Genomic DNA, 22,627 nt, shown 5'->3' with positions numbered 1-22,627 from the left:
GTCCGCACTTTCCCGGCGCCGGAGGGTCACTGGCCGAGGCGGGCGGCCTCGCGCCGGAGCTCGCGCTTGTAGAACATCATCCGCAGCGGGATGGCGGCGACCAGGGCGATCTGCATGGTGGCGCCGATCTTGATCGGCATGTCGCCGCCCTCGGGCCAGGCGACCCAGAAGGTCAGGAACGCCACGTTCACCATGATCCAGGCGAGCACGACGGCGGCGAGCTGGCCCTTGGGCTTGGGGTATTCGATGCGGCTGACCATCAGCCACGCGACGGCGAGCACCCCGAGCAGCGTCCACACGCTGGGCTCGAAGAGCAGCACGATCGAGATCACGGTCATCGCGCCCATCGGGATGGGCAGGCCCATGAAGTCGCCGCTCTTGGTCTTGACGCAGGCGAACCGCGCCAGCCGGACCACCCCGGCGACCAGCACCGCCGCGGCGGCCGTGACCACAGCGGCGAACGGCACGGCATCGGTGAAGCCGCCCCAGATCACCACCATGAACGCCGGCGCGAAGCCGAAGCTGATCACGTCGGCGAGGTTGTCGAGCTCGGCGCCCATCGCGGAAGCGCGGAAGCGCCGGGCCACCAGCCCGTCGAACAGGTCGCAGGTGGCGCCGATGAGCAGCAGCACCACCGCGGTGGCGAAGTAGCCGGGCGCGGGCGTGAAGTCGCCGCTGGTGCGCAGCGCGTCGAAGACGGACGCGGCCAGCACGCACACGGCGAGGAACCCGCACAGCGCGTTGCCCAGGGACAACGAGTCCGCGGCGGACAGACGGAACGCCTTGCCGACGGGGCCGCGAGGTTCTTCCTCTTCAGCCGCCTGCCAGCCACCGGCGTCAGCCGTGGTCAATTCTGGTCACCCCCGCAACCGTCTTCTCGCCCACGGACACCGCGGAGGAGATCCCTTCGGGAAGGTAGATGTCGACCCTGGAACCGAAGCGGATGAGCCCGATGCGCTCACCCTGCGCGACCTTCGCGCCGGCAGTCAGGTAGGGCACGATCCTGCGCGCCACCGCGCCCGCGATCTGCACCATCTCGACGTCGCCGAGCGCTGTCGCGAAATGCCACACCACGCGCTCGTTCTGGTCGCTGTCCTTGTTGAATGCCGGCAGGAACCCACCCGCCACATGCTGCACGGAGGTGACATTTCCCGCAAGAGGTGCACGATTGACGTGGACGTTCACCGGGCTCATGAAGATGGCCACCCGGGTGCGGCCGTCGGGCCACGGGTCGACGCTCTGGACGACGCCGTCGGCCGGTGACAGGATCCGCCCGTCCCCGACCGTGCGGTCGGGGTCGCGGAAGAACCAGAGCATCGCGCCGGTGAGGGCGCCCAGCGGCACGGCCGCGAACGCCCATCGGCGGTCCCGTCGCGTCAGCAGCGCGGTGGCGGCCGCCGCGGCCGTCGTGGGGAGGAGCCACGGGGAGACCCCGCGTGCGAGCCTGACCCGGCTCGACTTTGCAGAATCGACTGACACGTACAACCTTTGGTGGTGACTGAACGGAGCGCTTTTGCCGTGATGGTACAGAACCCGCAACTATGACACGATACAGCTTCTCCAGCAAAGCGCCTCGAAAGCCGTTTAGCTAGACCTTCTCCGAGGCCGCCTTCACACTCTTGCGCATGTCGACGCGGGCCTTGATCAAGCTTGCCACGGTGGTGATCACCATCGTGGAGCCGATGACCGTGAGGGACACCCAGATCGGGATGTGGGGCGCCCAGGAGACTCCACTGGAGTGCAGAGCTTCCAGAACCAGCTTAACCCCGATGAATCCCAGGATGAACGCGAGCCCGTAGCTGATGTAGACCAGCTTCTGCAGCAGGCCGCCCAGCAGGAAGTAGAGCTGACGCAGTCCCATCAGGGCGAACGCGTTGGCGGTGAAGACGATGAACGGGTCGGTGGTGAGCCCGAAGATCGCCGGAATCGAGTCGAGCGCGAACAGCAGGTCGGTGCTGCCGATGGCGATCATGACGATCAGCATCGGGGTGACCATGCGCTTGCCGTCGATCTTCACCGTGATCTTGGAGCCGACGTATCCCTCGGTGGTGGGCAGGCTCCGGCGCACCCAGCGGAGCAGGAGGTTCTCGTTGACCTCTTCCGCCTCGCCCTTCAGGTGGCCGCGGATGATGTTGATCGCCGTGTAGATCAGGAAGGCGCCGAAGACGTAGAACAGCCAGCCGAACCGTTCGAGGGCGGCGGCGCCGAGCGCGATGAAGATGCCGCGCATGACCAGCGCGAGCAGGATGCCGATGAGGAGCACCTTGTGCTGGTAGGCCTTCGGCACCGCGAACCGGCTCATGATGATGAAGAAGACGAACAGGTTGTCGACGCTGAGGCTGTACTCGGTGATGTATCCGGCGAAGAACTCCCCGGACTTCTCCGGCCCCGAGGTGAACCAGAGGATCACGCCGAAGATGACGGCCAGGGTCACATAGAAGCTGACCCAGGCGCCGGCCTGGCGCATGGAGAACTCGCGGGCCTCGCCGCGGTCGACGATCCACAGGTCCACGGCGAGGACGATCAGAAGACCGCCGATCACGACGATCCACGCCCACAAGGGTTCGGTCACGTTGTACAACCTCCGGCACGCAGGACTGACTGCCGGAGGTCTCTCCCGCCCGCCAAACCCGCGGACCGGCAGCCCCGGGGGCCCCGTGGATCGGGGCTACACCGTGATGACGAGGCTGCCGCGAAGGGATACTCCCCTCCCCAACTCACGCAGTATACGAGAACGTCTCAGTGCAATGTCATCTTCCCTCTGGATCACAAACCGGTGCGGTCCGTCACGACCGGCTGTAGGCCGCGAGCGCGCTCCGCACCGCGTCGTCCTCTCCGGGCAGCTCCTCGCCCCTGCGGGCGGCCGCCGCCGCCCACCGGGCCGCCTCCCCGGGATCGGAGACCAGATCCTGTACGGCGGAGCGCAGGGCGGCCGGGTCACCGTAGGGGACGAGGATCCCCGCGTCGCCGACGAGGCCGGGAACGCCGCCGACGGCGGTGGCGATGACGGGTGTGCCGGCCTTGAGCGTCTCGCTGACGCTGAGCGGCAGCCCTTCCCACCGGCTGGCCCAGACCGCGACGGTGGCGGCGGCGAGCAGGTCGGGCACGTCGTCCCGGTTGCCGAGCAGCACCACGGGCAGGCGCTCGGCGTCGATCCGGCGGCGCAGCTCGCCCCGCAGCGGCCCCTCTCCGGCGATCGCGAACAGCGGCGGCGGATCCTGCCACGGGCCGGCGGCGGCGTCGAGCAGCGTCTCCAGGCCCTTCTGCTGGGCGAGCCTGGCGACGGTGAGCACGAGCGGCCGGTCACCCGCCCCCAGCTCGGCCCGCACCTCCCCGGGCGTCCGCCGGGGCTCCCGCAGGGGCGGCGCGGGCACGACGGCGGGCCTGACGTCCCGCGCTCCCAGCGCGCTCATCCGCTCCCCCAGATCGGGCGAGACCACCAGCACCCGGTCCGCCCGCCGGGCCACGATCCGCTCCAGCACCCCGTACACGGCCCCGACGAACCCTCCGGCGGTCAGCGCGTTGTGCAGCGTCACCACGAGCAGCGGCACCCTCTCCCCCGCCGGCGCCCCGAGGGAAGCGGGGGCCGCCTCGGCACGCCGGGGCATGGCCAGGGCGGCCAGCGCGCCGGCGCGCAGACCATGGGCGTGCACGACGTCGGCCCCCCGTACCACCCGCCGGACGGCCAGCACCGCTCGCGTGTCGTTCACCGGATGCGGCCGATCGGACACCGGAACCTCGACGAACCGGACACCGGCCGCACTGAACCCGAACTGCTCCCCGACCTCCCGCGGACCGGCGGCCACCACCCGGTGCCCGCGCCGCACCAGGCCCGCGGCCAGCATGCGCACATGCCGCCCGGTCCCTCCCGTCGTGGTGCCCACCACGTAAGCCACTCGCACCCGTACCCCTCCCTCTCCAGCATCGAGGCCGCCACCACCCAGCCCGGCCCGGTCACCCTCCGGGCGCGCGCCGCCGGAGGACCCCGGCCACCGCCCGGGCGTCGTCCCTGTCGACCAGCACGACCACGCCGGCGCCCACCGCGACCGCCACCACGGCGGCCAGCAGCGTGACGCCCAGGTTCGCCCACACCCCGGCCGCCCCGATCCCGGAGGCCGCCCAGGCACCCGCCAGGAACCCGGCCGCACCTCCAGCGACGGCCGCGCCCAGCGCCCGGCCGAGCCCGGCCATGGCCGCACGGCCGCGCGCCGCGACCACGTACCCGAGCATGAGCGCCCCGCCGGCGGTCATCCCCACCGTCATCCCGAGCCCCAGCCCGGCGATGCGCCACCCGTCCGGCAGCGACAGCGCGAAGACCGTCTGCGCCACGATCGTCACCGACCACCCGGACACGGTGCCCACGGCGGCCCCCCGCCCCCGGCCGGTCGCGTACAGGACCCGGCTGAGGTGCGCGATGAGCCCGTAGCCGATCAGTCCGGGCGCGAACAGCGCCACGGCCCGCGCCAGCGCCAGCGGGTCCACGTCGCTCTTGTCGGCCAGGAACACCGCCGCCCCGGGCTCGGACGCGGCGGCCAGCACCCCGGCGGCCACCCCGGAAACGAGCACGATCGCCCGGGTGGTGCTCGCCGCGAGCCGGGCGAACGCCTCGTCCTCCCCCACGCCGGCGTGCGCGGACAACCGGGGGAACGCGCTGGTCGCGATGGGCACGGCCAGCACCGCGTACGGCACCAGGTAGATCGCCCAGGCGTAGTTGTAGACCGCCAGCGCCCCGCCGCCGATCACGTCGTTGGCCAGCAGCAGCACCACGACCATGGCGGCCTGCTGAGCGAGCAGCCCGGCGATCCCGGCCAGGGCGAGCCTGCGCACCTGCCCGGCCACGCCGTCGGGGAAGCGCAGCGTGGGCCGCCACCGCACGCCGAGCCGGGCGGTCGGCCCGATCACGGTGAGGACGAGCGCGAGCACGCCGAGGCTGGTGCCTGCCGACAGCGCCAGCTCGGCCGCGCGCGGCACCCCCTCCGGCGTGGCGATCCCGCCGCTGAGCGGCACGAACATCAGGTACGCGACGATGACCACGATGCTCGACACCAGCGGCGCGAGCGCGGGCCCGGCGAACCGGTGGTGCGCCTGCAGCAGCCCGTAGAGCACGACCGCGATCCCATAAAGCGGGATCTGCGGGGCGAAGATCACCAGCATGCGGGCGGCGACGTCGACGGCGGCGCGGCCGCACCCCTCGATGGCGAACAGTCCCATGATCGGCCCGGCGAGCAGCGCGGTGAGCACGGCCACCGGCACGAGCACCACGAGCACCCAGGTGAGCAGGGCGGAGGCGATCCGCCCCACCCGCTCCCTGGCGTCCTCGGACACGGCTCCGGCGAGCACCGGCACGACCATGCCGGCCAGCGCGCCGCCGACGACGACCTCGAAGACGATGTTCGGGATCTGGTTGGCGGTGAAGTACGCGGACGTCAGGCAGTTGGTGCCGACCGTCCGCGCGAGCGCGTACTGCTTGGCGAAGCCGGCCACCCGGGCCAGCACGGTGATCGCGCCGATGAGCAGCGCGCCGCCGGCCACGCCACGGGCCAGCCTCGCCTCGCGTTCGGTCAACGGGTCACGCGTCGGCGGGGCGGCGGCCCAGCAGGTCGAGCCGGTTGAGCACCTTGTTGCCCGCGATGACCTTGGTGAAGCTGATCTTCTCGGAGGCGGCGGTGAGCGCGGCCACGGTGCCGAGCAGGACGAGCCTGCCGGGACGGCCCAGCTTGGTCACCGCGGCCAGGCCCAGCAGCGCGCCCAGCGCGTTGGCGCCCGCGTCGCCGAGCATGGCCCGCTCGCCCAGGTCGTCGGGGAGCAGCGCGGCGGCGGCGCCCAGCGGCACGGCGGCCAGCGCGGCCGTCGCGGGCGAGTCGCCGGCCACGGCCGCCGCCAGCAGCGGCCCGCCGGTGAGCAGCCCGACCTTGATCGCCCGGCCGGGCCGCAGATCGAACAGGTTGGCCAGGTTGGCCGCGCCCGCGACGACCGCGCCGTTGACGAGCGTGTCGGCGGGGCCGTCGGACACCAGCGCGGCGGCGGCCAGCCCGGTCGCGCCGATGCCGAGGATCTTGACCGCGCCGCTGGTGACCTCGCCCCGGGCGAGCGCGCTCAGGTGGCCCTTGAACCCCTTGGACGAGGTGGTGCCGTAGAGGTCGTCGTAGGCGCCGAGCGCGCCGCTGCCGGCTCCGGCCAGCAGCGCCGCCGCCCGCGCGCGGGCGGGCAGGCCGGGCGCCAGCGCGGCCGCGGCGCTCGCCCCGGCCACGAACGCGGGCCCTTCGAGCAGCGTGATCGGCTCGCCGCGGTGGTTCTTGCGGGTCCAGCGGCTGGCGGGGTCGCCGCCCCCGCCTTGCGTACGGGTGAGCGCGGCGTAGGCGGCACGAGCCGCGGCGGCGCCGATCGCGGCGCCCGCGAGGGCATAGAGCAGGCCACGGGCCATGTCAGCTCCCTGACTCGGTGGACGACGGGGCCGGGCTGGGTGTCACCGGCTGGAACGCCGTGGCTCCGGCGCCGGTGCCGTACTGGCCCACGCCCCCGGTCGCTTGCTCTCGCAGAGCGTAGACGATCACGACCTGGCCTTCAGGCATATCGACGTTGTCGACGCTGGAGACCCGCTTGGCGGTCTCGCTGTCGTCGCGCAGGGCGGTGATGGCGCCGCCCGGCGCGGCGGAGGTGGCGGCGGCGCCGGCCATCACGGCGCCCTTGCCGCCGGCGTCGATCCCGCCCGCCACCGAGACGAGCGCCGCAGCCTGGCTTTCGGCGTTGTCTCCCTCGTACGGCGCGTCGGGCGAGTAGAGGACGGCGAGCGTGGCGCGGTTGAGCGGCTCGTCGTTGTCGTCGATGAAGTCGACGTCGATGAACCCGCCCGTCTGGAGGCCGTCGACGACGGCGGACGTGGCCTCGTTGGGGGTGCCGGCCAGCGCCGGGTCGGCGGTCATGAGGGTGGCGGCGAGCAGGGTGGCGGCCTTGTCGTGCACGGTGGCCGTGGTGGGGAAGGCCATCTCGGCGGGCTTGAGCTGGTTGACCAGGCCGTCGAGCACGCCGGCGCTCTTGGGGTCGAAGAACTTGTCGAGCAGCAGGAGCCGGCCGGTGACCTTCGCGCCCGCCTCGGCGAGCACCTGCTCGGTCAGCTCGCGATAGGTGGAGCTCGCACCGGGCGCCTCCACCAGCAGCACCTGCTCGCCGGCGAGCCCGCCCTGGACGAGCTGCGGGGTGAGGGTGGTGATGAACTCCTGGTGGACCTGCTCGCGCCCCTTCATCACGTCGAGCTCGCCGCGCAGCCCTTCGTTGGTCTGGGTGAGCTGACGCGTCATCTCGTTGGCCGTCTTGATCGCTGGATCCTGCAGCAGGTTCGTGCCGAGCACGATGCCGACGGCCAGCGCCAGGAAGATGGCGACGATGGAGACGAGGTGATAGCGGAAATCGATCACGAGAAGAGCCCGACCAACCAGAAGATGAACGCGTTCCAGACGTCTTGCAGGCCGTTCAGCCAGATCTGGCCGAGCGGTGAGGCGGAGAGAGCGACGCCCATGGTGACCAGCGCGGTGGCCGCCAGGAGCAACAGCTGGGAGGTGGTGATGCGACTGCGGTAGAGCATGCTGACGCCCTTGGCGTCGACGAGTCTACTGCCGACGCGCAGCCGGGTGAGAAAGGTGCTCGCCATGCCGGAGCGGCCCTTGTCGAGGAACTCCTCCAGCGTGCCGTGGGTGCCGACGGCGACGATCAGCTCGGCGCCCTTCTCGTCGGCCAGCAGCATGGCGATGTCCTCGCTGGTGCCGGTCGACGGGAAGACGACCGCCTCCTGGCCGAGCTGGTGGACCCGCTCCAGGCCGGGCGCCCGGCCGTCGCGATAGGCGTGCACGATCAGCTCGGCGCCGCAGGTGAGCGCCTTGGCGGAGACCGAGTCGAAGTCGCCGACGATGACGTCGGGCAGGTAGCCAGCCTCCAGCAGCGCGTCGGCGCCGCCGTCGACGCCGATCAGCACGGGACGGTACTCGCGCAGGTACGGGCGGAGGGTGGCGATGTCTTCCTTGTAGTGGTAGCCGCGGACCACGATGAGCGCGTGCCTGCCCTCGATCTTGGTGCGGATGTCGGGCACGCCCACGCCGTCGATGAGCAGCTTGCCCTCGCCGCGGACGTACTCCATCGTGTTGACGGCGAACGCCTCGATCTGCACGGCCAGCCCGGCGCGTGCCTCGGCCATGGCGGCCTCGATGGACTCGGCCGTCTGCTCCTCGCCCTTGCCGACGACCTCGTCATCCAGGTAGACGATGCCCTCGTGGAGCCGGACGACGGCGCCGTCCTTGACCCGCTCGAACAGCTCCTGGCCGACATTGTCGACGAACGGGATGCCGGCCTCGGCGATGATCTGGGGGCCCAGGTTGGGATAGCGGCCGCTGATGCCGGCGGCGATGTTGACCACGCCCGCCGCTCCGCACGCCACAAGGGCCTCCGCGCTGACCCGATCGACGTCGACGTGGTCGATGATGGCGATCTCGCCGGGCTGGAGGCGCTTGGTGAGCCTCTTGGTCCGCCGGTCGATCCTCGCCACACCGGTGACGCCGGGAAGGTCGTTGGCCTTCTTCGCGCGGAGGCCCGGCATCCTGTTCCCCGGAACCTTCATCAAGACCATCCTGCCAGAGCAAAAGACCGGGGAGGCCACGCATGACCGGGCGTGTCCGCTATGTCACACGGAATCACCTGTCGGCCGCCGCCAACCCTAGAAGTTCTTCTGCATGCGCTCTGCCCAGTTCGGAGTCCTCCAAGCCGGCCAGCATGCGCGACAGCTCGCGCACCCGCCCTTCGTGGTCGAGTGTGACCACACCGCTGCGCACCACGCTGCCGTCGCCGGCCTTCTCCACCACCAGGTGCTGGTCGGCGAAGGCCGCGACCTGCGGCAGGTGGGTGACGACGACCACCTGGGCGGTGCGCGCCAGCCTGGCCAGCCTGCGCCCGATCTCCACCGCGGCCTTGCCGCCCACCCCCGCGTCGACCTCGTCGAAGACGAACGTGGGCACCGGGTCCGCGCCGGCGAACACGACCTCGATGGCGAGCATGACCCGGCTCAGCTCACCGCCGGAGGCGCCCTTGTTGAGCGGCAGCGGCGGCGCGGCGGGGTGGGCCGCCATGCGCAGCTCCACCTCGTCGACCCCGTCGGGGCCGAACTCGGCGGCCCTGGCGAGCTGGACGACGACCCGGGCGTGCGGCATGGCCAGCGCGGTCAGCTCCTCGGTGACGGCCTTGCCGAAGCGCTCGGCGGCGGCCTCGCGCACCCGGGTCAGCTCGCCGGCCAGCTCGGTCAGCCGTTCGGTCAGCTCGTCGTACTCGCGGGTGAGCTCGCCGACGCGATCGTCGTCGCCTTCCAACTCGGCCAGCCGGGCGGCCGCCTGCTGCGCCCAGGCCAGCACCGCGGCGCTGTCCTCGCCGTACTTGCGGATGAGGCCGGTGAGCACGGACCTGCGCTCCTGGACGGCGGCCAGCCGGGCGGGGTCGGACTCGACCGACTCGGCGTAGGAGGCCAGGTCGGTGGCCACGTCGGAGATCAGGTAGCCGGCCTCGGCCAGCCGGTCGGCGACGGCGGCCAGCGCGGGATCGTAGTCGCGGACCGCTTCGACGGCCGCGCGGGCCTCGCCGAGCAGCGAGATCACGTCGTGGGCGCCGCCGTCGGCCGCCTCCATGGGGTCGCCGAGCAGCGCGGTGTGGGCGCCGGTCGCGGCGGTGCGGAGGGCGTCGGCGTGGGAGAGCCGCTCCTCCTCCTCGCGCAGCGCGGCGTCCTCGCCGGGCTTGGGGTCGACCTTCTCGACCTCCTCCAGGCCGAACCTGAGCAGGTCGGCCTCCTGCGCGCGCTCCCTGGCCCTGGTGGTCAGCTCCTCGACCTGCGCGCCGACCTGCTTGTGGCGCTTGTAGGCCTGCTGGTAGGCCCGCAGGGGCTTGACCAGGTCGTTGCCGGCGTAGCGGTCGAGCGCGGCGCGCTGCCTGGCGGGCTGGAGCAGCCGCTGCTGGTCCATCTGGCCGTGCACGGCCACCAGGTCGTCGGCGAGGTAGGTCAGCGTGCCGACGGGCACGGACCGGCCGCCGAGCCAGGCGCGCGAACGGCCCTCGGCGGAGACCGTGCGAGAGATGATCAGCTCGCCGTCCTCGGCCTGGCCGCCGATGTCCTCGACCTGCTGGGACACGCGGCCGCCCGGCTCGATGACGAGCGTGCCCTCGACGGTGGCCTTGTCGGCGCCCGGTCTGATGCGGGACGGGTCGGCCCGGCCGCCGAACAGCAGCCCGAGGCCGGTGACGACCATCGTCTTGCCCGCGCCGGTCTCGCCGGTCACCACGTTGAAGCCCGGCGATAGCTCCAGCACGGCCTCATCGATGACACCGAGCCCCTGGATGCGGACCTCCTCGACCCTTGGTCGCACTGCCCACTCCCGTCACTTGCGAGAATACGATCAACCGCGCCGCGGCCCGAACACGTGTGCGTATGCGATCCTACGTGTTCGGCCCTTCAATTCATTCAGGGTCGCACCCTCCCACGCCAGCCCTGCACAGGTAGTTCGAACTTGGCGACCAGCCTGTCGGTGAAGGGGGCGCCGGTGCTCTCGACGCCGTGCAGCCGGGCCAGCAGCACCGGCTCGGCGCCGCGCCGCACCTCGACGCGGCTACCGGAGGGCAGGTCGAAGCGGCGGCGGCCGTCGCACGACAGCACCCCGCCCGGGGTGTCGGGCAGGATCTCGACGGCGACCGTGGAACGCGGCGAGATGACGAGCGGCCGGGCGAACAGGGCGTGGGCGCTGATCGGGACCATGAGCAGCGCCTCGACCTCCGGCCAGACCACGGGCCCCCCGGCGGAGAACGCGTAGGCGGTGGACCCGGTCGGGGTGGCGCAGATCACGCCGTCGCAGCCCCAGCGTGACAGCGGCCGCCCGTCGATCTCCGCCACCACCTCCAGCATGCGCTCCTGCTTCTCGACGGTGACCTCGTTGAGCGCCCAGGTGTCGGCGATGACGTTGCCGTTCTGGCGGGCCAGCACGTCGATGGTCATGCGTTCCTCGACGTCGTAGCGGCCGGCGACCACGTCGTCGACGGCGTCGTCCAGGTCGGCGACCTCGGCCTCGGCGAGGAACCCGACGTGGCCCAGGTTCACGCCGAGCAGCGGGGTGCGGGTCGGCCTGGCCAGTTCGGCCGAGCGCAGCAGCGACCCGTCACCGCCGAGCACGATCATCACCTCGGCGTCCTTGGCGGCGCTCGGCTCCGCGGGCACCACCTCCACGCCTTCCGCGCCGACCTCGCCGGCCTCCACGTCGAGGACCCGTACGCGGAGGCCCGCGTCGAGCAGCCGCCGGATGACCAGGCGGGCGCTCTCGACGGCGGCCTCGCGGCCGGTGTGGACGGTGACCAGGACGGTCCGGTTCATTGCGGCCCTTCCGCGACGGCCCGCCGGATCTCGTGCTCGAGGTCGGCGACCGGCGGCTCGCCCTCCCCCTTGCCCAGCCACAGCAGGTACTCGACGTTGCCCGACGGCCCGGGCAGCGGGCTGTAGGTGACGCCGCGCACGGCCAGCCCCAGCCGCGCCGCCTCGGCCGCGGCCGCGCGCACGGCCCCCGCCCGCAGCTCGGGGTCGCGCACCACCCCGCCCGCGCCGACGAGGTCCTTGCCCACCTCGAACTGCGGCTTGACCAGCATCACGAAGTCGGCCTCCGGCGCCGCGACGGCGGCCAGCGCGGGCAGCACGAGCCGCAGCGAGATGAACGACAGGTCGCCGACGACCAGCGTGGGCGGCTCGCCGACGAGATCCGGAGTGAGGTCGCGGACGTTGAGCCGCTCCATCACCGTGACCCGCTCGTCGGTGCGCAGCGACCAGGCGAGCTGGCCGTAGCCGACGTCGACGGCGAGCACGTGCGCCGCGCCGCGGCGCAGCAGCACGTCGGTGAACCCGCCGGTGGACGCGCCGGCGTCGAGGCAGCGCCGCCCTTCGACGGTGAGGCTCCCGAACGTGTCGAGCGCCCCGATGAGCTTGTGGGCGCCGCGCGAGACGTAGTCGGGGCCGTCCTGGGACTCGGCCACGACGACGGCGGCGGCGGTGTCGACCTGGGTGGCCGGCTTGGCCGCCCGCCGTCCCCCCACGGTGACGCGGCCCGCCTCGATGAGCTGGACCGCCTGCTCCCGGGAGCGGGCCAGCCCGCGCCGCACGAGCTCGCTGTCGAGCCGGACTCTGCGGCTCACTGGGCGTCCACGGCGCCCAGCGCGGCCTCCAGCCCGGAGAACGCCTCTTCGAACACCGCCACGTGATCGCTCACCGGCAGGCCCGGCAGCCGGCCCAGCCCGGCGAGGACCGCGTCGACCCGCGCGTCGCCGGTCTCCTCTGGCAGCTCACTCATGACTCGACGGTAACGCCTCGGGCGAGCGCGCGGGACCTTGGCAGGCGTGTCACGCGTTGAAGGGTCATACGGGGCGCTCGGTGTGGAACGCTACCGACCGTAAAGGAAGTAGAAAGGGAGCGATCATGGCAAGCGTCGAGGAGTGCCGGGCGGCACTGGTCAAGCTCGTCGCGCAGTTCGACGAGATCGACGAGGAGGACCGTGCCAGGCATGTGGTCGAGCGCACGGTCAGCTGCCGCGTCTCCGATCTCGACGTGACCTTCCACGGACGCCTGCACCACGGGGGCCTGGACCCGTTCCTGGAGGCGCCGCCGGCCGACGGCAGGCCGGCCGACGTGAAGCTGACGATCGTCAGCGACGACCTCGTGGCGCTGGTCGACGGAGAGCTGGATCTGGCCCGTGCGCTGCTCGGCGGCCGGGTGAGGATCGACGCCAGCTTCGGCGACCTGCTCCGCCTGCGCCGGCTCCTCTGACCGAGCCGCCCGCCCGCTCACCGCAGGCGGCGCGGCCGGTCCGGGTCGCGCCCTCCGCCGATCACCGGGTCAGCCGATCGTCTTGAGCACCGGATCAGCCGATCCGACCGAGCACCGGCTTGACCGCGTCCTCCTCGGCGGGGCTGTCCCCCGCCGCCGCCCACGCCGCGTCGCACGCCGCTCTCAGCCCGTCGATCCGGCTCCCGTCGCCGTCGAGCCGCAGCGTCCCCTCCACCCAGCGGGCCCGCCACCCGCCGCACGCCCCGTCCCGCACTTCCGGGTACGGTGCCAGCAGGCCGGACAGATCCTCTGCCACGTACGTCGGCCGCTGGTGCGGCGGCGCGGTGAGCATGTCGAGCGGCTTGGCCACCCCCGTGAGCACCAGCAGCCCGTCGACGCCCGCGTTCCGCGCCCCCTCGATGTCGGTGTCGAGCCGGTCGCCGACCACCAGCGGCCGCCGCGCCCCCGTACGGATCATCGACTCCCGGTGCAGCGGAGGATCCGGCTTCCCCGCGTAGAGCGGCTCCACCCCGGTCGCCGACGCGATCACCCGCGACATCGCCCCGTTGCCCGGCACCTCGCCGCGCCCGGTGGGCATGGTCGAGTCGCGGTTGGCGGCCACGAACAGCGCCCCCTGCCGCACCGCCAGCGCCCCTTCGGCCAGCAGCCCGTACGACAGCCCCGCCCACATCCCCTGCACCACGGCCGCGGGCCCCTCGGCCGCCGCCGTGACGGGCCTCAGCCCCTGCCCGCGCACGGCCATCCGCAGCCCGGCCCCGCCGACGACCAGCACCTTCGCCCCCGCCGGCACCCGCTCGGCCACCACCCGCGCCGCCGCCTGCGCCGACGTCACCACGTCGTCCCGCTCGGCGGGAACCCTCAGCTCCCGCAGATGGGCGGCGATGGCGGCAGGCGTCCTGGAGGCGTTGTTCGTCACGTACGCCAGCCTCACCCCGCGCCGCCCCGCCTCCTCCAGCGCCTCGGCCGCGCCGCGCACGGCCCTGGGCCCGAGATACACGACGCCGTCGAGGTCGAGCAGCAGGGTGTCGTAACCGTCGATCAGCACCGCGCCTCTTTCCGTCTCCGGCTCACATCCTGTGAGACTCTAGCCCGCCGTCCCACCGCCACGTTCGCGCCCATACCCCCGCGAATCCCGTCCCCGCACCCCCGCGAGTCCCGTTCCAGCACCCCCGCGAGTCCCGTTCCAGCACCCCCGTGAGTCCCGTTCCAGCACCCCCGTGAACTCCCATTCCCGCACACCCGCCATCCCGACCGGCTGCCCAAGACCACGGCCGCAGAGCTCCTGCCACCGGACGCCCAGAACCACATGAGACCGCCCACAGGCCCATGCGACGCCGTCGAGCCCCGCCTCGGGAGACCCACCGTGGAGATCTGCTGCCGGCCCCACTCCACGACCGACTCAGAGGTCGACACACAACACCCCAGGTCCCGCAGTGGAACCCCACCCGGGAGACCGCTGTGAGGAATCTCCGTACAGATCCGCCACGAAAATCCGCCATGCTGACGCACCGCGCAGACCCGCCACGCGGCCCCGCCACGCAGACTCACCACGCAGACTCACCGCGCAGACCCACCGCCCAGACTCACCGCGCAGACCCACCGCCCAGACCCACCACGCAGACGCATCGCCTAGACCTGCCACGCCGACCTGCCCTGCAGATCCGCCGTGGAAGGTGCCGCGAGGCGCGCTGCTCTTACCGTCAGTCACGTCCGACCCGCCGAGGCCGCACGCCGAACGGTGCACTCATCCCCGGTGGCGAGTTCCCCTGGAGAGGCCGTCATGCAGCGACAGGAGCTCTATCGGGCTGCGTGACGGCGATGACACGTGTTTCCTGGATGGTGTGACGGTTCTTCGTACCAACCGGCTGGAACTACTCCCGGCCAGTCAGGCCGACCTGGACATCCTGGTCGCGCACTGGAACCAGCCGGAAGTGAGGCAGTACCTGTTCGACGACCGGGAGGTCTCCGCCGAGTTCGCCGCCACGCTCCTCGCCGACAGCGCTGACGACTTCACCGAACACGGGTACGGCCTGTGGAAGGCATACCTGCGGGACGAGCTCGTCGGCGTGTGCGGCCTTCGCCGGCACGACAGCGGCCAGGTGGAGATCGTCTACAGCCTCGAACCCGCCCGCCGAGGCTCCGGCCTGGCCACCGAGGCCGCCCTCGCCGTCCTGGAGACGGGCCGGCGAGCGGGCCTCAAGGAGATCCTGCTGGAGACCGACGAGGGCAACGTCGCCTCCCAGCGCCTAGCCCGGCGCCTGGGCGCCGTGCCCAGGGGCGGCGCGGACGGCATACTCCAGTACGTGATCAGCCCTCCGTGACGGCAGCCGCGCCTCACATGTCCCTCCGGGCCTTTAAGGTGGCCCGGACGCTGCGCAACGCCGACACGTAGTTGCGGTCGTCGGGCCGCATGGCGACGGCGATCGCCAGCGGCTCCTGGGCCGCCTCGATGTCGCCGGTCCGCCACAGCGACAGCCCCAACCCGAAGTACGCGTAATCCTCCGTCGGGTTGTCGTCCACGATCCACTGGAAACTGCTGGCCGCCTCCGCGTACCGGCGGGAGTTGAACTGGGCCCGTGCCAGCGCCTCCCTGATGCTGCGCGAATCCGGCTCCGCGTCGGCGGCACGCTCCAGCAGCGCGGCCGCGGCCGCGGGGCTGCCCTCCTTCAAGAGCTTCACACCCCGCTGGTACCAGTCGTACACGTCACCCTGGGGAGTGCCGGGGGAATCTGCGCGGCCGTCGGCACCTTCCATCATGCGTGAGCCCTCCTACATCGGCATACGACGGAGTTACGGAATCGGATCCCAGCGGGGCATTGAGGCGACTACGGGAAGACTCGGGCGTTTATGGCAGCATGCCCGGTATGGGGAATTCTGAACTGCCGATACCGGACGGGCTGATCCTTCGCCCGTTCCGGGGCGTCCGCTTCGCCGTAGACGATCCCGCCAAGGTGACCTCCCCGCCTTACGACCTGATCTCCGACGGCGATGTGAGCGCCCTGCTGGACGCTCATCCCAACAACGTCGTCCGTCTCATCGTTCCCGGCAGACCCGGCACTGATGCTCAGAAGCCCCCTTCCGATCCCTCTACCTCTACAGACCAGAACACCATTAACTCTGACAATCCTCTCGTTTCCTCCCAGAGTCAGATCCAAGTCTCGCCCAATTCCAGGTATCAGGAGGCGGGGAGAACGCTGGAAGCGTGGCTCGCGTCCGGTGTCCTCGTCCCCGACGAGCAGCCGGCGCTCTACGTGTACGAGCAGCGAGGCCCAGGGGTGCTGCAGCGCGGCATCATCGGCGACGTCTGCCTCCCGGATCCGGCGCAGCGCATCATCCTGCCGCACGAGGACGTGCTTCCCGGCCCCATCACCGACCGCCTGGCCCTCATGAGCACCACCCAGGCCAACCTCGAGCCCATCTTCCTCCTCTACAACGGCCAGGACGGCGCGGCGACCCGCCTCGTGGACGAGGTGGCCACCCACCGCGAGCCCCTGGTCACCGCGCACACCGAGGACGGCCTCACCCACCGGCTCTGGGTGGTCACCGACGACGCGGAGATAGCCGCCGTCAACGCCGACCTCCATCCCCGCCAGGCCCTCATCGCCGACGGCCATCACAGGTACGCGACGTACCGCATACTCCAGCGCCGCGAACACGCCCTGCACGCCGAACCCACCGGACCCGGCCACCCCGCCCAGGACGGGATCCCCTCGAACGGCCGTGAGGACGACGGCCGAGGCGCTCAGGACTCGGAGCAGGTCAAGCGGAGCCCGTGGGACTTCGGCCTGGCCTTGCTCGTGGACACCGACGCGTACCCGCCCGACCTCAAGGCCATCCATCGCGTCATCCCCGGCCTCCCGCTGGAGGAGGCGGTGGCCAGGGCCAAGGGCTCGTGGCGCGTACAGGATCTCAGCGACCTCGACGAGGGCCTCCACGCGCTCCACCACACCGAAGGCCCGGCCTTCCTGCTGGCCTGTGAGAACGGCGCGCACCTCCTCACCAGCCCCGACCCGCTGCAGCTCGCGCAGGCCATGCCGGCGGACCGCTCGGCCCGGTGGAACTCGCTGAACACCTCCATCCTCACCGAGTTCGTCCTGCCCAAGGTGTGGGGCCTGCGCGACGACGAGGAGACGGTGCGGATCGTGCACCACGACCCGCACGCCGCCGTGCAGCTCGCCGCGGCCACGGGTGGCACCGCCGTGATCCTCAGGCCGCTGGACGTCGCCGACGTCCTCGCGGTGGCGTCGGGCGGCGAGCGGGTGCCGCGCAAGTCGACCTCCTTCGGCCCCAAGCCCCGCACGGGCCTGGTCCTGAGAACCTTCGCCATCCGCTGACCGTTCTCCCCCGTCACGAGCACCGACGGCGGAGAGCACCGGCCCGTGACGGACGGCCCGCCGAGCGGACCGCCCGGCGTCAGCCCGCCTCGGCGAGGACGGCGACCGGGCGGGGCGCGGAAGGGACCAGCGGTTCGCCGGGCTCGCCCGCCGGGAGCGGGTCGGCCTCGATGACCCTGACCGTGGCCACCTCGACCTCGTAGGCCCAGACCTTGCCCGACGCCGGACCGAAGACACGGCAACGGAAGGCACCGGTGACCTCCATGGCGTCACGGGGTCGGAGAGTGCGGAGGACGTCGGCCACCTCCTGGTTGAAGCTGACGCACGGGATGCTGTCGGTGACCATGCCGTCCCGCCTGTGCCTGCGGCGGCGTACCAGCAGCCGCCACTTCGTCATGGTGTCGCCGCTCGGCAGACTCCGCTCTTCGACTGCCGCGGACAGCCGTCCCACCAGCAAGACCTCGTTGCGGTCCACTGTCGTCCTCCCATTGGTGATCGGGTGGAGATCACTCTCTACGATGTGAGGAAGTCCAGTTCGGCTCGAACGCCGTTCTGGGGATAGCGGACACGGCTCTGGAGTGCCTGTGGACAACATCACCGCCCTGGGCGGCGACGTCTATGAGATCGACACGAAGATGGCCGGATACTCCGGTATCACCGCCGGTTACCTCATCCTGGGTGATCGTCCCTGCCTGGTCGAAACGGGGACATCCACCTCGGCCCCCGTCGTTCGTGACGCGCTCGCGTCGCTGGGCGTCGGCCCGGACGATCTGGCCACCGTCGTGGTCACGCACATTCATCTCGACCACGCGGGCGGGGTGGGAGACATCGCCAAGTTCTTCCCGTCCGCGCAGGTCGTCGTGCACGAGAAGGGCGCCCGGCATCTGGCCGAACCGGCCAGGCTGATGGCCAGCGCCAGAATGGTGTGGGGAGACCGCCTGGACACGCTGTTCGGCGAGCTCTCCCCCACCGAGGCCGAACGCATCGTCGCCCTCGGCGACACCGGCGCCATCGACCTCGGCAACGGCAGGACGCTGAGCAGCCACTACTCTCCCGGCCACGCCAAGCACCACGTAGGGCTGATCGACTCCGCCACCGGTGACCTTTATGTCGGCGACGCCGCGGGCGTCTACCTGCCGCAGACCGGCGATCTGCGCCCGGCCACCCCGCCTCCGGACTTCGACCTGCAGACCGCCCTCGACTCGATCGCCCTGTTCCAGGCACTGCAGCCACAACGGCTGCTGTTCAGCCATTACGGGCCGGTCGACGCGGTACGGGACACACTTGACCGATCAGCTGAGGAGCTGCGCATCTGGGTGGACCTCACCCGCCAGGCCCACGCCGAAGGCTTGGACCTGGACCACGCCGTGGCCATGGTGCGGGACCGTACCAGGGAGCGCTACCAGGCGCTGGCCGGCGACGACGAGACGGCCGAGCAGTTCGAGCTGCTCAGCGGCGCCCCGTCGAACGTCGCCGGCATCCTCCACTGGCTGGACCGCGTCTCCCCGTGAACGCGACCTCGGGTACGCACTCGCCGGAACGGGAGTGCGTACCCGAGAGCGTCACCTACTCGGACTGCTTACCGGGTTCGTCCCCAGCATGGTCACCGAAGTCCGGCTCGATGAAGGACGGGGAGATCGGCACCGATGAAGCGCCGCCCTGCTTTCCGTGCTCGGCATCCGCCGGCTCGTCCGGCTCGCCCGCTACGTGCTCGCCCGCCTGACCGGGTCGTGCCGCCCCGCCGGTTCGCTTGGACGACGCGCCCCCGGCCTGCTCAGGCGACGTACCCGACTCCTCCCGAGCCTGCCCGGGCGACACGGCCGAGGTGCTCTCACCCTCAGCCCGCTCAGGCGACGTAGCGACACTCTCGTCCCCGGCGCGCTCGGCAGACGTACCCGCCTCCCGAGGCTGCCCCGGCGACGTGGCCGCGTCGCTCTCGCCCTCAGCCCGCTCGGCCGACGTACCTGCCTCCCCCCGAGCCTGCTCGGGGGACGTGGCCGAGTCGCTGTCGTCCCCGGACTGCTCGGGCGACGCAGCCGGGACGCTCTCGGCCTGCTCACGGCGGTTGTCCGCGCCGGGCCGCTCGGACGACCTGCCCTGCTCGGCGTCATGGTCGGCCTCTTCAGCACGCGGCGCGTCCGGCTCCGCCTCGCTGCCGGCCTTGCCGGCATCCTGTGCGGCCGGTCCGGCGTCACGAGCTTCCGGTTCGCCTTCGCCGCCGGCCTCCGTGGATGCCTCGGAAGCGGCGTCCCCCGGGGACACGAAGTCCTCGTCGTAGCCTTCCTCGACGTCCTCGATCGTCGCGCCGGTCAGCTCGGCGTACCGCTCGGCGGCGTCCGTCTCGCCGTCCTCGTCGAACGCCACCGCCCTGCCGAACCAGTCCACCGCCGCGTCGTGGTGTCCCGCTTCCTCCAGCGCGTCCGCGTACGCGAACGCCAGGCGCGCCGACCACGGACGGGGCTGCGGGTCGCGCAGTTCTGGAAGCCGCTGGAGCGTGATGACCGCCGCGTCGTGCTGGCCGAGGTCGCGACGCGCCCCCGACTCCACGATCGTCAGCTCGATCCGCCCGGCCCGGTCCAGCCGCTCGGCCTCCGGCGAGCGCACCAGGTCGAGCGCCCGTTCCGGACGTCCCATCCCGCGCTCGCAGTCCGCCATGACCGGCAGGTACGCCTCCGAACCGGTCATCCTCCTGGCCGCGCGCAGATCGCTCAACGCCTCGCTGAAGTGTCCGGCCCGGTACGCGACGATGCCGGCCGCCTCCCGTACGACACCGATCCTGGCCGCGAACCTGCGCGCCACCTTGGTGTGTTCGTGAGCCTTGTCGGGATCGTCCTCTTCGAGGGCGCGCTCGGCGGCGAGGAGGTGCCGGCCCACCAGTTCGGCAAGATCCGTGGGCAGGGACCGCAGCTCCTCGCGCACCTCCTTGTCGAGGTCGTCGGCGCTGATGTCGGGCGCGACCTCAGGCAGCGGCTCGCGCTGCGGCCGGTCACCCTCGCGGTCGTCCCTGCCGAAGCGGGCGCGAGTGCCGGGCCGCTCCTCCCGCGAGAACGGACGCGAGCCCCCCTCACGGCGCGGGCCACGGTCGTCACGCCGGGGTCCGCGATCGTCGCGCTCCCTGAAGGGACGGCGCTCACCCTCGCTCCGGGAGCCGCGATCGTCGCGATCCCGGTACGGACGACGCTCATCACGATCCCTGGGAGGACGACTCTCGTCCCGATCGCGGTACGGGCGACGCTCCCCGCGATCCTGATAGGACGGACGGTCACCCCGGTCCTGATAGGGGCGACGCTCGCCGCGATCCTGATCCGGCCGACGGTCCCCACGGTCCTGGTAGGGCCGACGCTCGCCTCGGTCCTGGTAGGAGGGACGGTCACCCCGGTCCTGATAGGGCCGACGCTCCCCACGATCCTGGTAGGACGGACGATCCCCCCGGTCCTGGTAAGGGCGACGCTCGCCACGGTCCTGGTAAGAGGGACGGTCCCCACGATCTTGGTACGGCCGACGCTCCCCACGATCCTGATAGGACGGACGATCCCCACGATCCTGGTGCGGCCGACGGTCACCCCGGTCCTGATAGGACGGGCGGTCTCCCCGGTCCTGATAGGGGCGACGCTCACCACGGTCCTGATAGGGGCGACGCTCACCACGGTCCTGGTAAGAGGGACGGTCACCCCGATCTTGGTATGGCCGACGCTCGCCACGGTCCTGATGGGACGGACGATCCCCACGGTCCTGGTAGGGCCGACGTTCGTCTCTGTCCCTCGACGGGCCACGCTGGGAGCCGCGGTCGTCCCGATCCCGGAACGACCGGCGCTCGCCGCTGTAACCACGCTCCTGCCGAGGACCGCGGTCATCACGGTCCCGGTAGGGCCGGCTCTCGCCACGATCTCCGGAAGGACGACCTTCGTCACGATCCCGATAGGAACGGCGGTCGTCGCCCTCACGGCGATCCCGGTAACCCCCGGCGCCGCGCGGCCCGCGATCGTCGCGGTCGCGGAACGGCCGGCCGCCACCGCCTTCGCCCCGCCCCTGGCCTCCCCGGCCTCGGTCCTGATAGGAACGCCTGTCGCCGCCTGAACGGAACGGACGGTCTCGATCGTCGCGCCCGCGGGAACCGGATCCGCCGTTCCTGTCGCCATGCGAGCGCTCGCCCCCGTTATCGCCGCGCCCGCGCTGCTCGCCGTCCGATCCGCTATCTCTGTTCACTTCTGGTCCATTTCGTTGGCTCACTCAGCGAGCCTCTATTACCCGTACGGGCCCGCCGTGGCTGGTCGCCGCCCATCCCGGGCCTTACGCGACGAAGGCCACCCGTGGTTGGGGTGGCCCGGTACTCCCCCAGCCTAGCAAGCCGGGGCATGTCCGGAACCCGCACAACCACGGATCCGGCCGACCCGAAGCCGCCGGTCATCCGAGTGACCTGCATATTGAGTGGCAGGGCCGAGACGGCTTCCGTGAGACTGACCCCATGTCTCTGCGCTTCCATGAAATAGCCGAAGCCCGTCACCGCATACTCAATCCGCTCACCGACGACAAGCTCGATCTGCTGGGCGAGATCTGCCGTGTCGACGCGGGAACGCGGCAACTCGACCTGGCGTGCGGCAAGGGCGAAATGTTGAATCGCTGGTCCGCCCGTTACGGCCATCAGGGCATCGGCGTCGACATCAGCAAGGTGTTCCTGGAAGCGGCGAGAGATCGCGCCGGTGAACTGGAGGTCGCCGACCGCGTCCAGTTCGTCGAAGCGGACGCCGGCACGTACGACGCCGAACCGGGGGCGTTCGACATCGTGTCCTGCATCGGCGCGACCTGGATCGGCGGCGGCCTTTCCGGCACCCTCGGCCTGATGCGCCGCCCCCTCCGCCGTGACGGGCTCGCCCTGGTGGGAGAGTGCTACTGGACGACCCCGCCCCCGCCCGAAGCGGTGCGGGCCCTCTCTCTGGAGGAGGACGCCTTCACCTCTCTTTCCGGTACGGGAGAGCGTTTCGAGCAGGCGGGATTCGAGCTGCTGGAAATGGTGCTGGCCAGCCCGGACAGCTGGGATCGGTACGTGGCGAGCCAGTGGTGGACGATAAGCGACTGGCTTCGCGCCAACCCCGGAGATCCCGACGCCGACGCCATGCGTGAGTTCCTGACGACGGCCAGGCGTTCACATCTGGAGTACGGGCGGGAGTATCTGGGCTGGGGCGTCTTCGTACTCCGCCAGGAGGCGACCTCCTGAAACACAAAGGGCCTCGGCAAGCATGCCGAGGCCCCAGAAAACGAGAAAAGCCCCGAAGCCATAGCCTCGGGGCTCACCCACGAGAAAGGCCCCGACAGAAACTGTCGGGGCCTTTCCCATATGAAAATTGTCCGGCGGTGACCTACTCTCCCACACCCTCCCGAGTGCAGTACCATCGGCGCAGAGAAGCTTAACTTCCGGGTTCGGAATGTAACCGGGTGTTTCCTTCCC

Annotated in this window: 22 protein-coding genes and 1 rRNA gene; 6 read left to right on the top strand and 17 right to left on the bottom strand. The window is 71.5% G+C overall.

The features are described 5' to 3' along the window. Window positions 1–26: 26 nt before the first annotated feature. The 12 genes from pssA to KME79_RS36890 form a co-directional block, all read right to left on the bottom strand. Window positions 27–851, bottom strand: a complete 825-nt coding sequence (pssA, locus tag KME79_RS36945; RefSeq protein WP_148031248.1) for a CDP-diacylglycerol--serine O-phosphatidyltransferase — start codon at window positions 849–851, stop codon at window positions 27–29. After that, complete coding sequence (locus tag KME79_RS36940) at window positions 838–1,479, bottom strand: phosphatidylserine decarboxylase (protein WP_187281417.1); 642 nt, start codon at window positions 1,477–1,479, stop codon at window positions 838–840. The genes pssA and KME79_RS36940 overlap by 14 nt, the downstream gene beginning before the upstream one ends. A gap of 109 nt (window positions 1,480–1,588) precedes the next feature. After that, entirely contained in the window at window positions 1,589–2,572 is a 984-nt protein-coding gene (locus KME79_RS36935) for a TerC family protein (RefSeq protein ID WP_148031247.1), read from the bottom strand. Between the two features lie 214 nt (window positions 2,573–2,786). Then, a complete protein-coding gene (locus tag KME79_RS36930; RefSeq protein WP_219550052.1) occupies window positions 2,787–3,902 on the bottom strand; it encodes a glycosyltransferase in 1,116 nt (371 codons plus the stop codon). Window positions 3,903–3,954: 52 nt separating this feature from the next. Further along, window positions 3,955–5,565, bottom strand: a complete 1,611-nt coding sequence (murJ, locus tag KME79_RS36925; protein ID WP_219550050.1) for a murein biosynthesis integral membrane protein MurJ — start codon at window positions 5,563–5,565, stop codon at window positions 3,955–3,957. 4 nt (window positions 5,566–5,569) lie between these two features. Beyond that, window positions 5,570–6,424, bottom strand: coding sequence for a hypothetical protein (locus KME79_RS36920; RefSeq protein ID WP_148031244.1), 855 nt, complete (start codon window positions 6,422–6,424; stop codon window positions 5,570–5,572). 1 nt (window position 6,425) lies between these two features. After that, window positions 6,426–7,415 carry a copper transporter gene (locus tag KME79_RS36915; protein ID WP_219550049.1) on the bottom strand — a complete coding sequence of 330 codons (990 nt, stop codon included), beginning with the start codon at window positions 7,413–7,415 and terminating at the stop codon, window positions 6,426–6,428. Continuing rightward, window positions 7,412–8,608, bottom strand: a complete 1,197-nt coding sequence (gene steA, locus KME79_RS36910; protein ID WP_219550047.1) for a putative cytokinetic ring protein SteA — start codon at window positions 8,606–8,608, stop codon at window positions 7,412–7,414. Before steA ends, KME79_RS36915 begins: the two co-directional genes overlap by 4 nt. Before the next feature lie 73 nt (window positions 8,609–8,681). Then, complete coding sequence (recN, locus tag KME79_RS36905; RefSeq protein WP_148031241.1) at window positions 8,682–10,394, bottom strand: DNA repair protein RecN; 1,713 nt, start codon at window positions 10,392–10,394, stop codon at window positions 8,682–8,684. A 95-nt stretch (window positions 10,395–10,489) separates the two neighbouring features. Then, window positions 10,490–11,389, bottom strand: a complete 900-nt coding sequence (locus tag KME79_RS36900) for an NAD kinase (RefSeq protein WP_219550045.1) — start codon at window positions 11,387–11,389, stop codon at window positions 10,490–10,492. Beyond that, on the bottom strand, window positions 11,386–12,198 hold the full coding sequence (locus KME79_RS36895) for a TlyA family RNA methyltransferase (RefSeq protein WP_219550043.1): 813 nt from the start codon (window positions 12,196–12,198) through the stop codon (window positions 11,386–11,388). Before KME79_RS36895 ends, KME79_RS36900 begins: the two co-directional genes overlap by 4 nt. After that, on the bottom strand, window positions 12,195–12,353 hold the full coding sequence (locus tag KME79_RS36890) for a hypothetical protein (RefSeq protein ID WP_187281133.1): 159 nt from the start codon (window positions 12,351–12,353) through the stop codon (window positions 12,195–12,197). The genes KME79_RS36895 and KME79_RS36890 overlap by 4 nt, the downstream gene beginning before the upstream one ends. 125 nt (window positions 12,354–12,478) lie before the next feature. Between KME79_RS36890 and KME79_RS36885 the strand changes: the two genes are divergently transcribed. Then, on the top strand, window positions 12,479–12,826 hold the full coding sequence (locus KME79_RS36885) for an SCP2 sterol-binding domain-containing protein (protein WP_148031238.1): 348 nt from the start codon (window positions 12,479–12,481) through the stop codon (window positions 12,824–12,826). A gap of 94 nt (window positions 12,827–12,920) precedes the next feature. On the opposite strand, the gene KME79_RS36880 is transcribed toward KME79_RS36885, so the two are convergent. After that, window positions 12,921–13,892, bottom strand: coding sequence for an HAD-IIA family hydrolase (locus KME79_RS36880; protein WP_219550041.1), 972 nt, complete (start codon window positions 13,890–13,892; stop codon window positions 12,921–12,923). 796 nt (window positions 13,893–14,688) lie between these two features. On the opposite strand from KME79_RS36880, the gene KME79_RS36875 reads away from it, so the two are divergent. After that, window positions 14,689–15,168 carry a GNAT family N-acetyltransferase gene (locus KME79_RS36875; protein WP_219550039.1) on the top strand — a complete coding sequence of 160 codons (480 nt, stop codon included), beginning with the start codon at window positions 14,689–14,691 and terminating at the stop codon, window positions 15,166–15,168. Between the two features lie 13 nt (window positions 15,169–15,181). Here the strand turns inward: KME79_RS36875 and KME79_RS36870 are convergent, their stop codons facing one another. Continuing rightward, on the bottom strand, window positions 15,182–15,604 hold the full coding sequence (locus KME79_RS36870) for a tetratricopeptide repeat protein (RefSeq protein WP_148031235.1): 423 nt from the start codon (window positions 15,602–15,604) through the stop codon (window positions 15,182–15,184). A gap of 98 nt (window positions 15,605–15,702) precedes the next feature. On the opposite strand from KME79_RS36870, the gene KME79_RS36865 reads away from it, so the two are divergent. Beyond that, the gene (locus tag KME79_RS36865; RefSeq protein ID WP_219550037.1) at window positions 15,703–17,181 is read left to right on the top strand and encodes a DUF1015 family protein; all 1,479 of its coding nucleotides are present in this window, start codon (window positions 15,703–15,705) and stop codon (window positions 17,179–17,181) included. Between the two features lie 79 nt (window positions 17,182–17,260). Here the strand turns inward: KME79_RS36865 and KME79_RS36860 are convergent, their stop codons facing one another. Next, the gene (locus KME79_RS36860; RefSeq protein WP_219550035.1) at window positions 17,261–17,656 is read right to left on the bottom strand and encodes a single-stranded DNA-binding protein; all 396 of its coding nucleotides are present in this window, start codon (window positions 17,654–17,656) and stop codon (window positions 17,261–17,263) included. A gap of 109 nt (window positions 17,657–17,765) precedes the next feature. Between KME79_RS36860 and KME79_RS36855 the strand changes: the two genes are divergently transcribed. After that, a complete protein-coding gene (locus KME79_RS36855) occupies window positions 17,766–18,692 on the top strand; it encodes an MBL fold metallo-hydrolase (RefSeq protein WP_219550033.1) in 927 nt (308 codons plus the stop codon). Between the two features lie 55 nt (window positions 18,693–18,747). Here the strand turns inward: KME79_RS36855 and KME79_RS45735 are convergent, their stop codons facing one another. Further along, window positions 18,748–20,055 carry a hypothetical protein gene (locus KME79_RS45735; RefSeq protein ID WP_308249188.1) on the bottom strand — a complete coding sequence of 436 codons (1,308 nt, stop codon included), beginning with the start codon at window positions 20,053–20,055 and terminating at the stop codon, window positions 18,748–18,750. Between KME79_RS45735 and KME79_RS45730 the strand changes: the two genes are divergently transcribed. Both KME79_RS45730 and KME79_RS36845 read left to right on the top strand, forming a co-directional pair. Continuing rightward, window positions 19,993–21,258 carry a hypothetical protein gene (locus KME79_RS45730; protein ID WP_246641046.1) on the top strand — a complete coding sequence of 422 codons (1,266 nt, stop codon included), beginning with the start codon at window positions 19,993–19,995 and terminating at the stop codon, window positions 21,256–21,258. The two genes, KME79_RS45735 and KME79_RS45730, sit on opposite strands and share 63 nt — an antisense overlap. A 388-nt stretch (window positions 21,259–21,646) precedes the next feature. After that, a complete protein-coding gene (locus KME79_RS36845) occupies window positions 21,647–22,396 on the top strand; it encodes an SAM-dependent methyltransferase (protein ID WP_219550031.1) in 750 nt (249 codons plus the stop codon). A 129-nt stretch (window positions 22,397–22,525) separates the two neighbouring features. Here KME79_RS36845 and rrf read toward each other — a convergent pair. Next, window positions 22,526–22,627 (bottom strand): 5S ribosomal RNA (rrf, locus tag KME79_RS36840); the annotation flags it as partial.

The sequence above is a fragment of the Nonomuraea harbinensis genome (genome assembly GCF_019396385.1).
Taxonomy (GTDB): domain Bacteria; phylum Actinomycetota; class Actinomycetes; order Streptosporangiales; family Streptosporangiaceae; genus Nonomuraea; species Nonomuraea ferruginea.
This window is presented reverse-complemented; position numbering and strand designations above follow the sequence as displayed.

What these genes read in the sequence shown, in the direction of transcription:
- KME79_RS36920 (WP_148031244.1), bottom strand. Translation starts at nt 6,424, where the DNA reads ATGGCCCGTGGCCTGCTCTATGCCCTCGCGGGCGCCGCGATCGGCGCC.
- steA (WP_219550047.1), bottom strand. Translation starts at nt 8,608, where the DNA reads ATGAAGGTTCCGGGGAACAGGATGCCGGGCCTCCGCGCGAAGAAGGCC.
- KME79_RS36900 (WP_219550045.1), bottom strand. Translation starts at nt 11,389, where the DNA reads ATGAACCGGACCGTCCTGGTCACCGTCCACACCGGCCGCGAGGCCGCC.
- KME79_RS36890 (WP_187281133.1), bottom strand. Translation starts at nt 12,353, where the DNA reads ATGAGTGAGCTGCCAGAGGAGACCGGCGACGCGCGGGTCGACGCGGTC.
- KME79_RS36885 (WP_148031238.1), top strand. Translation starts at nt 12,479, where the DNA reads ATGGCAAGCGTCGAGGAGTGCCGGGCGGCACTGGTCAAGCTCGTCGCG.
- KME79_RS36870 (WP_148031235.1), bottom strand. Translation starts at nt 15,604, where the DNA reads ATGATGGAAGGTGCCGACGGCCGCGCAGATTCCCCCGGCACTCCCCAG.
- KME79_RS36865 (WP_219550037.1), top strand. Translation starts at nt 15,703, where the DNA reads ATGCCCGGTATGGGGAATTCTGAACTGCCGATACCGGACGGGCTGATC.
- KME79_RS36845 (WP_219550031.1), top strand. Translation starts at nt 21,647, where the DNA reads ATGTCTCTGCGCTTCCATGAAATAGCCGAAGCCCGTCACCGCATACTC.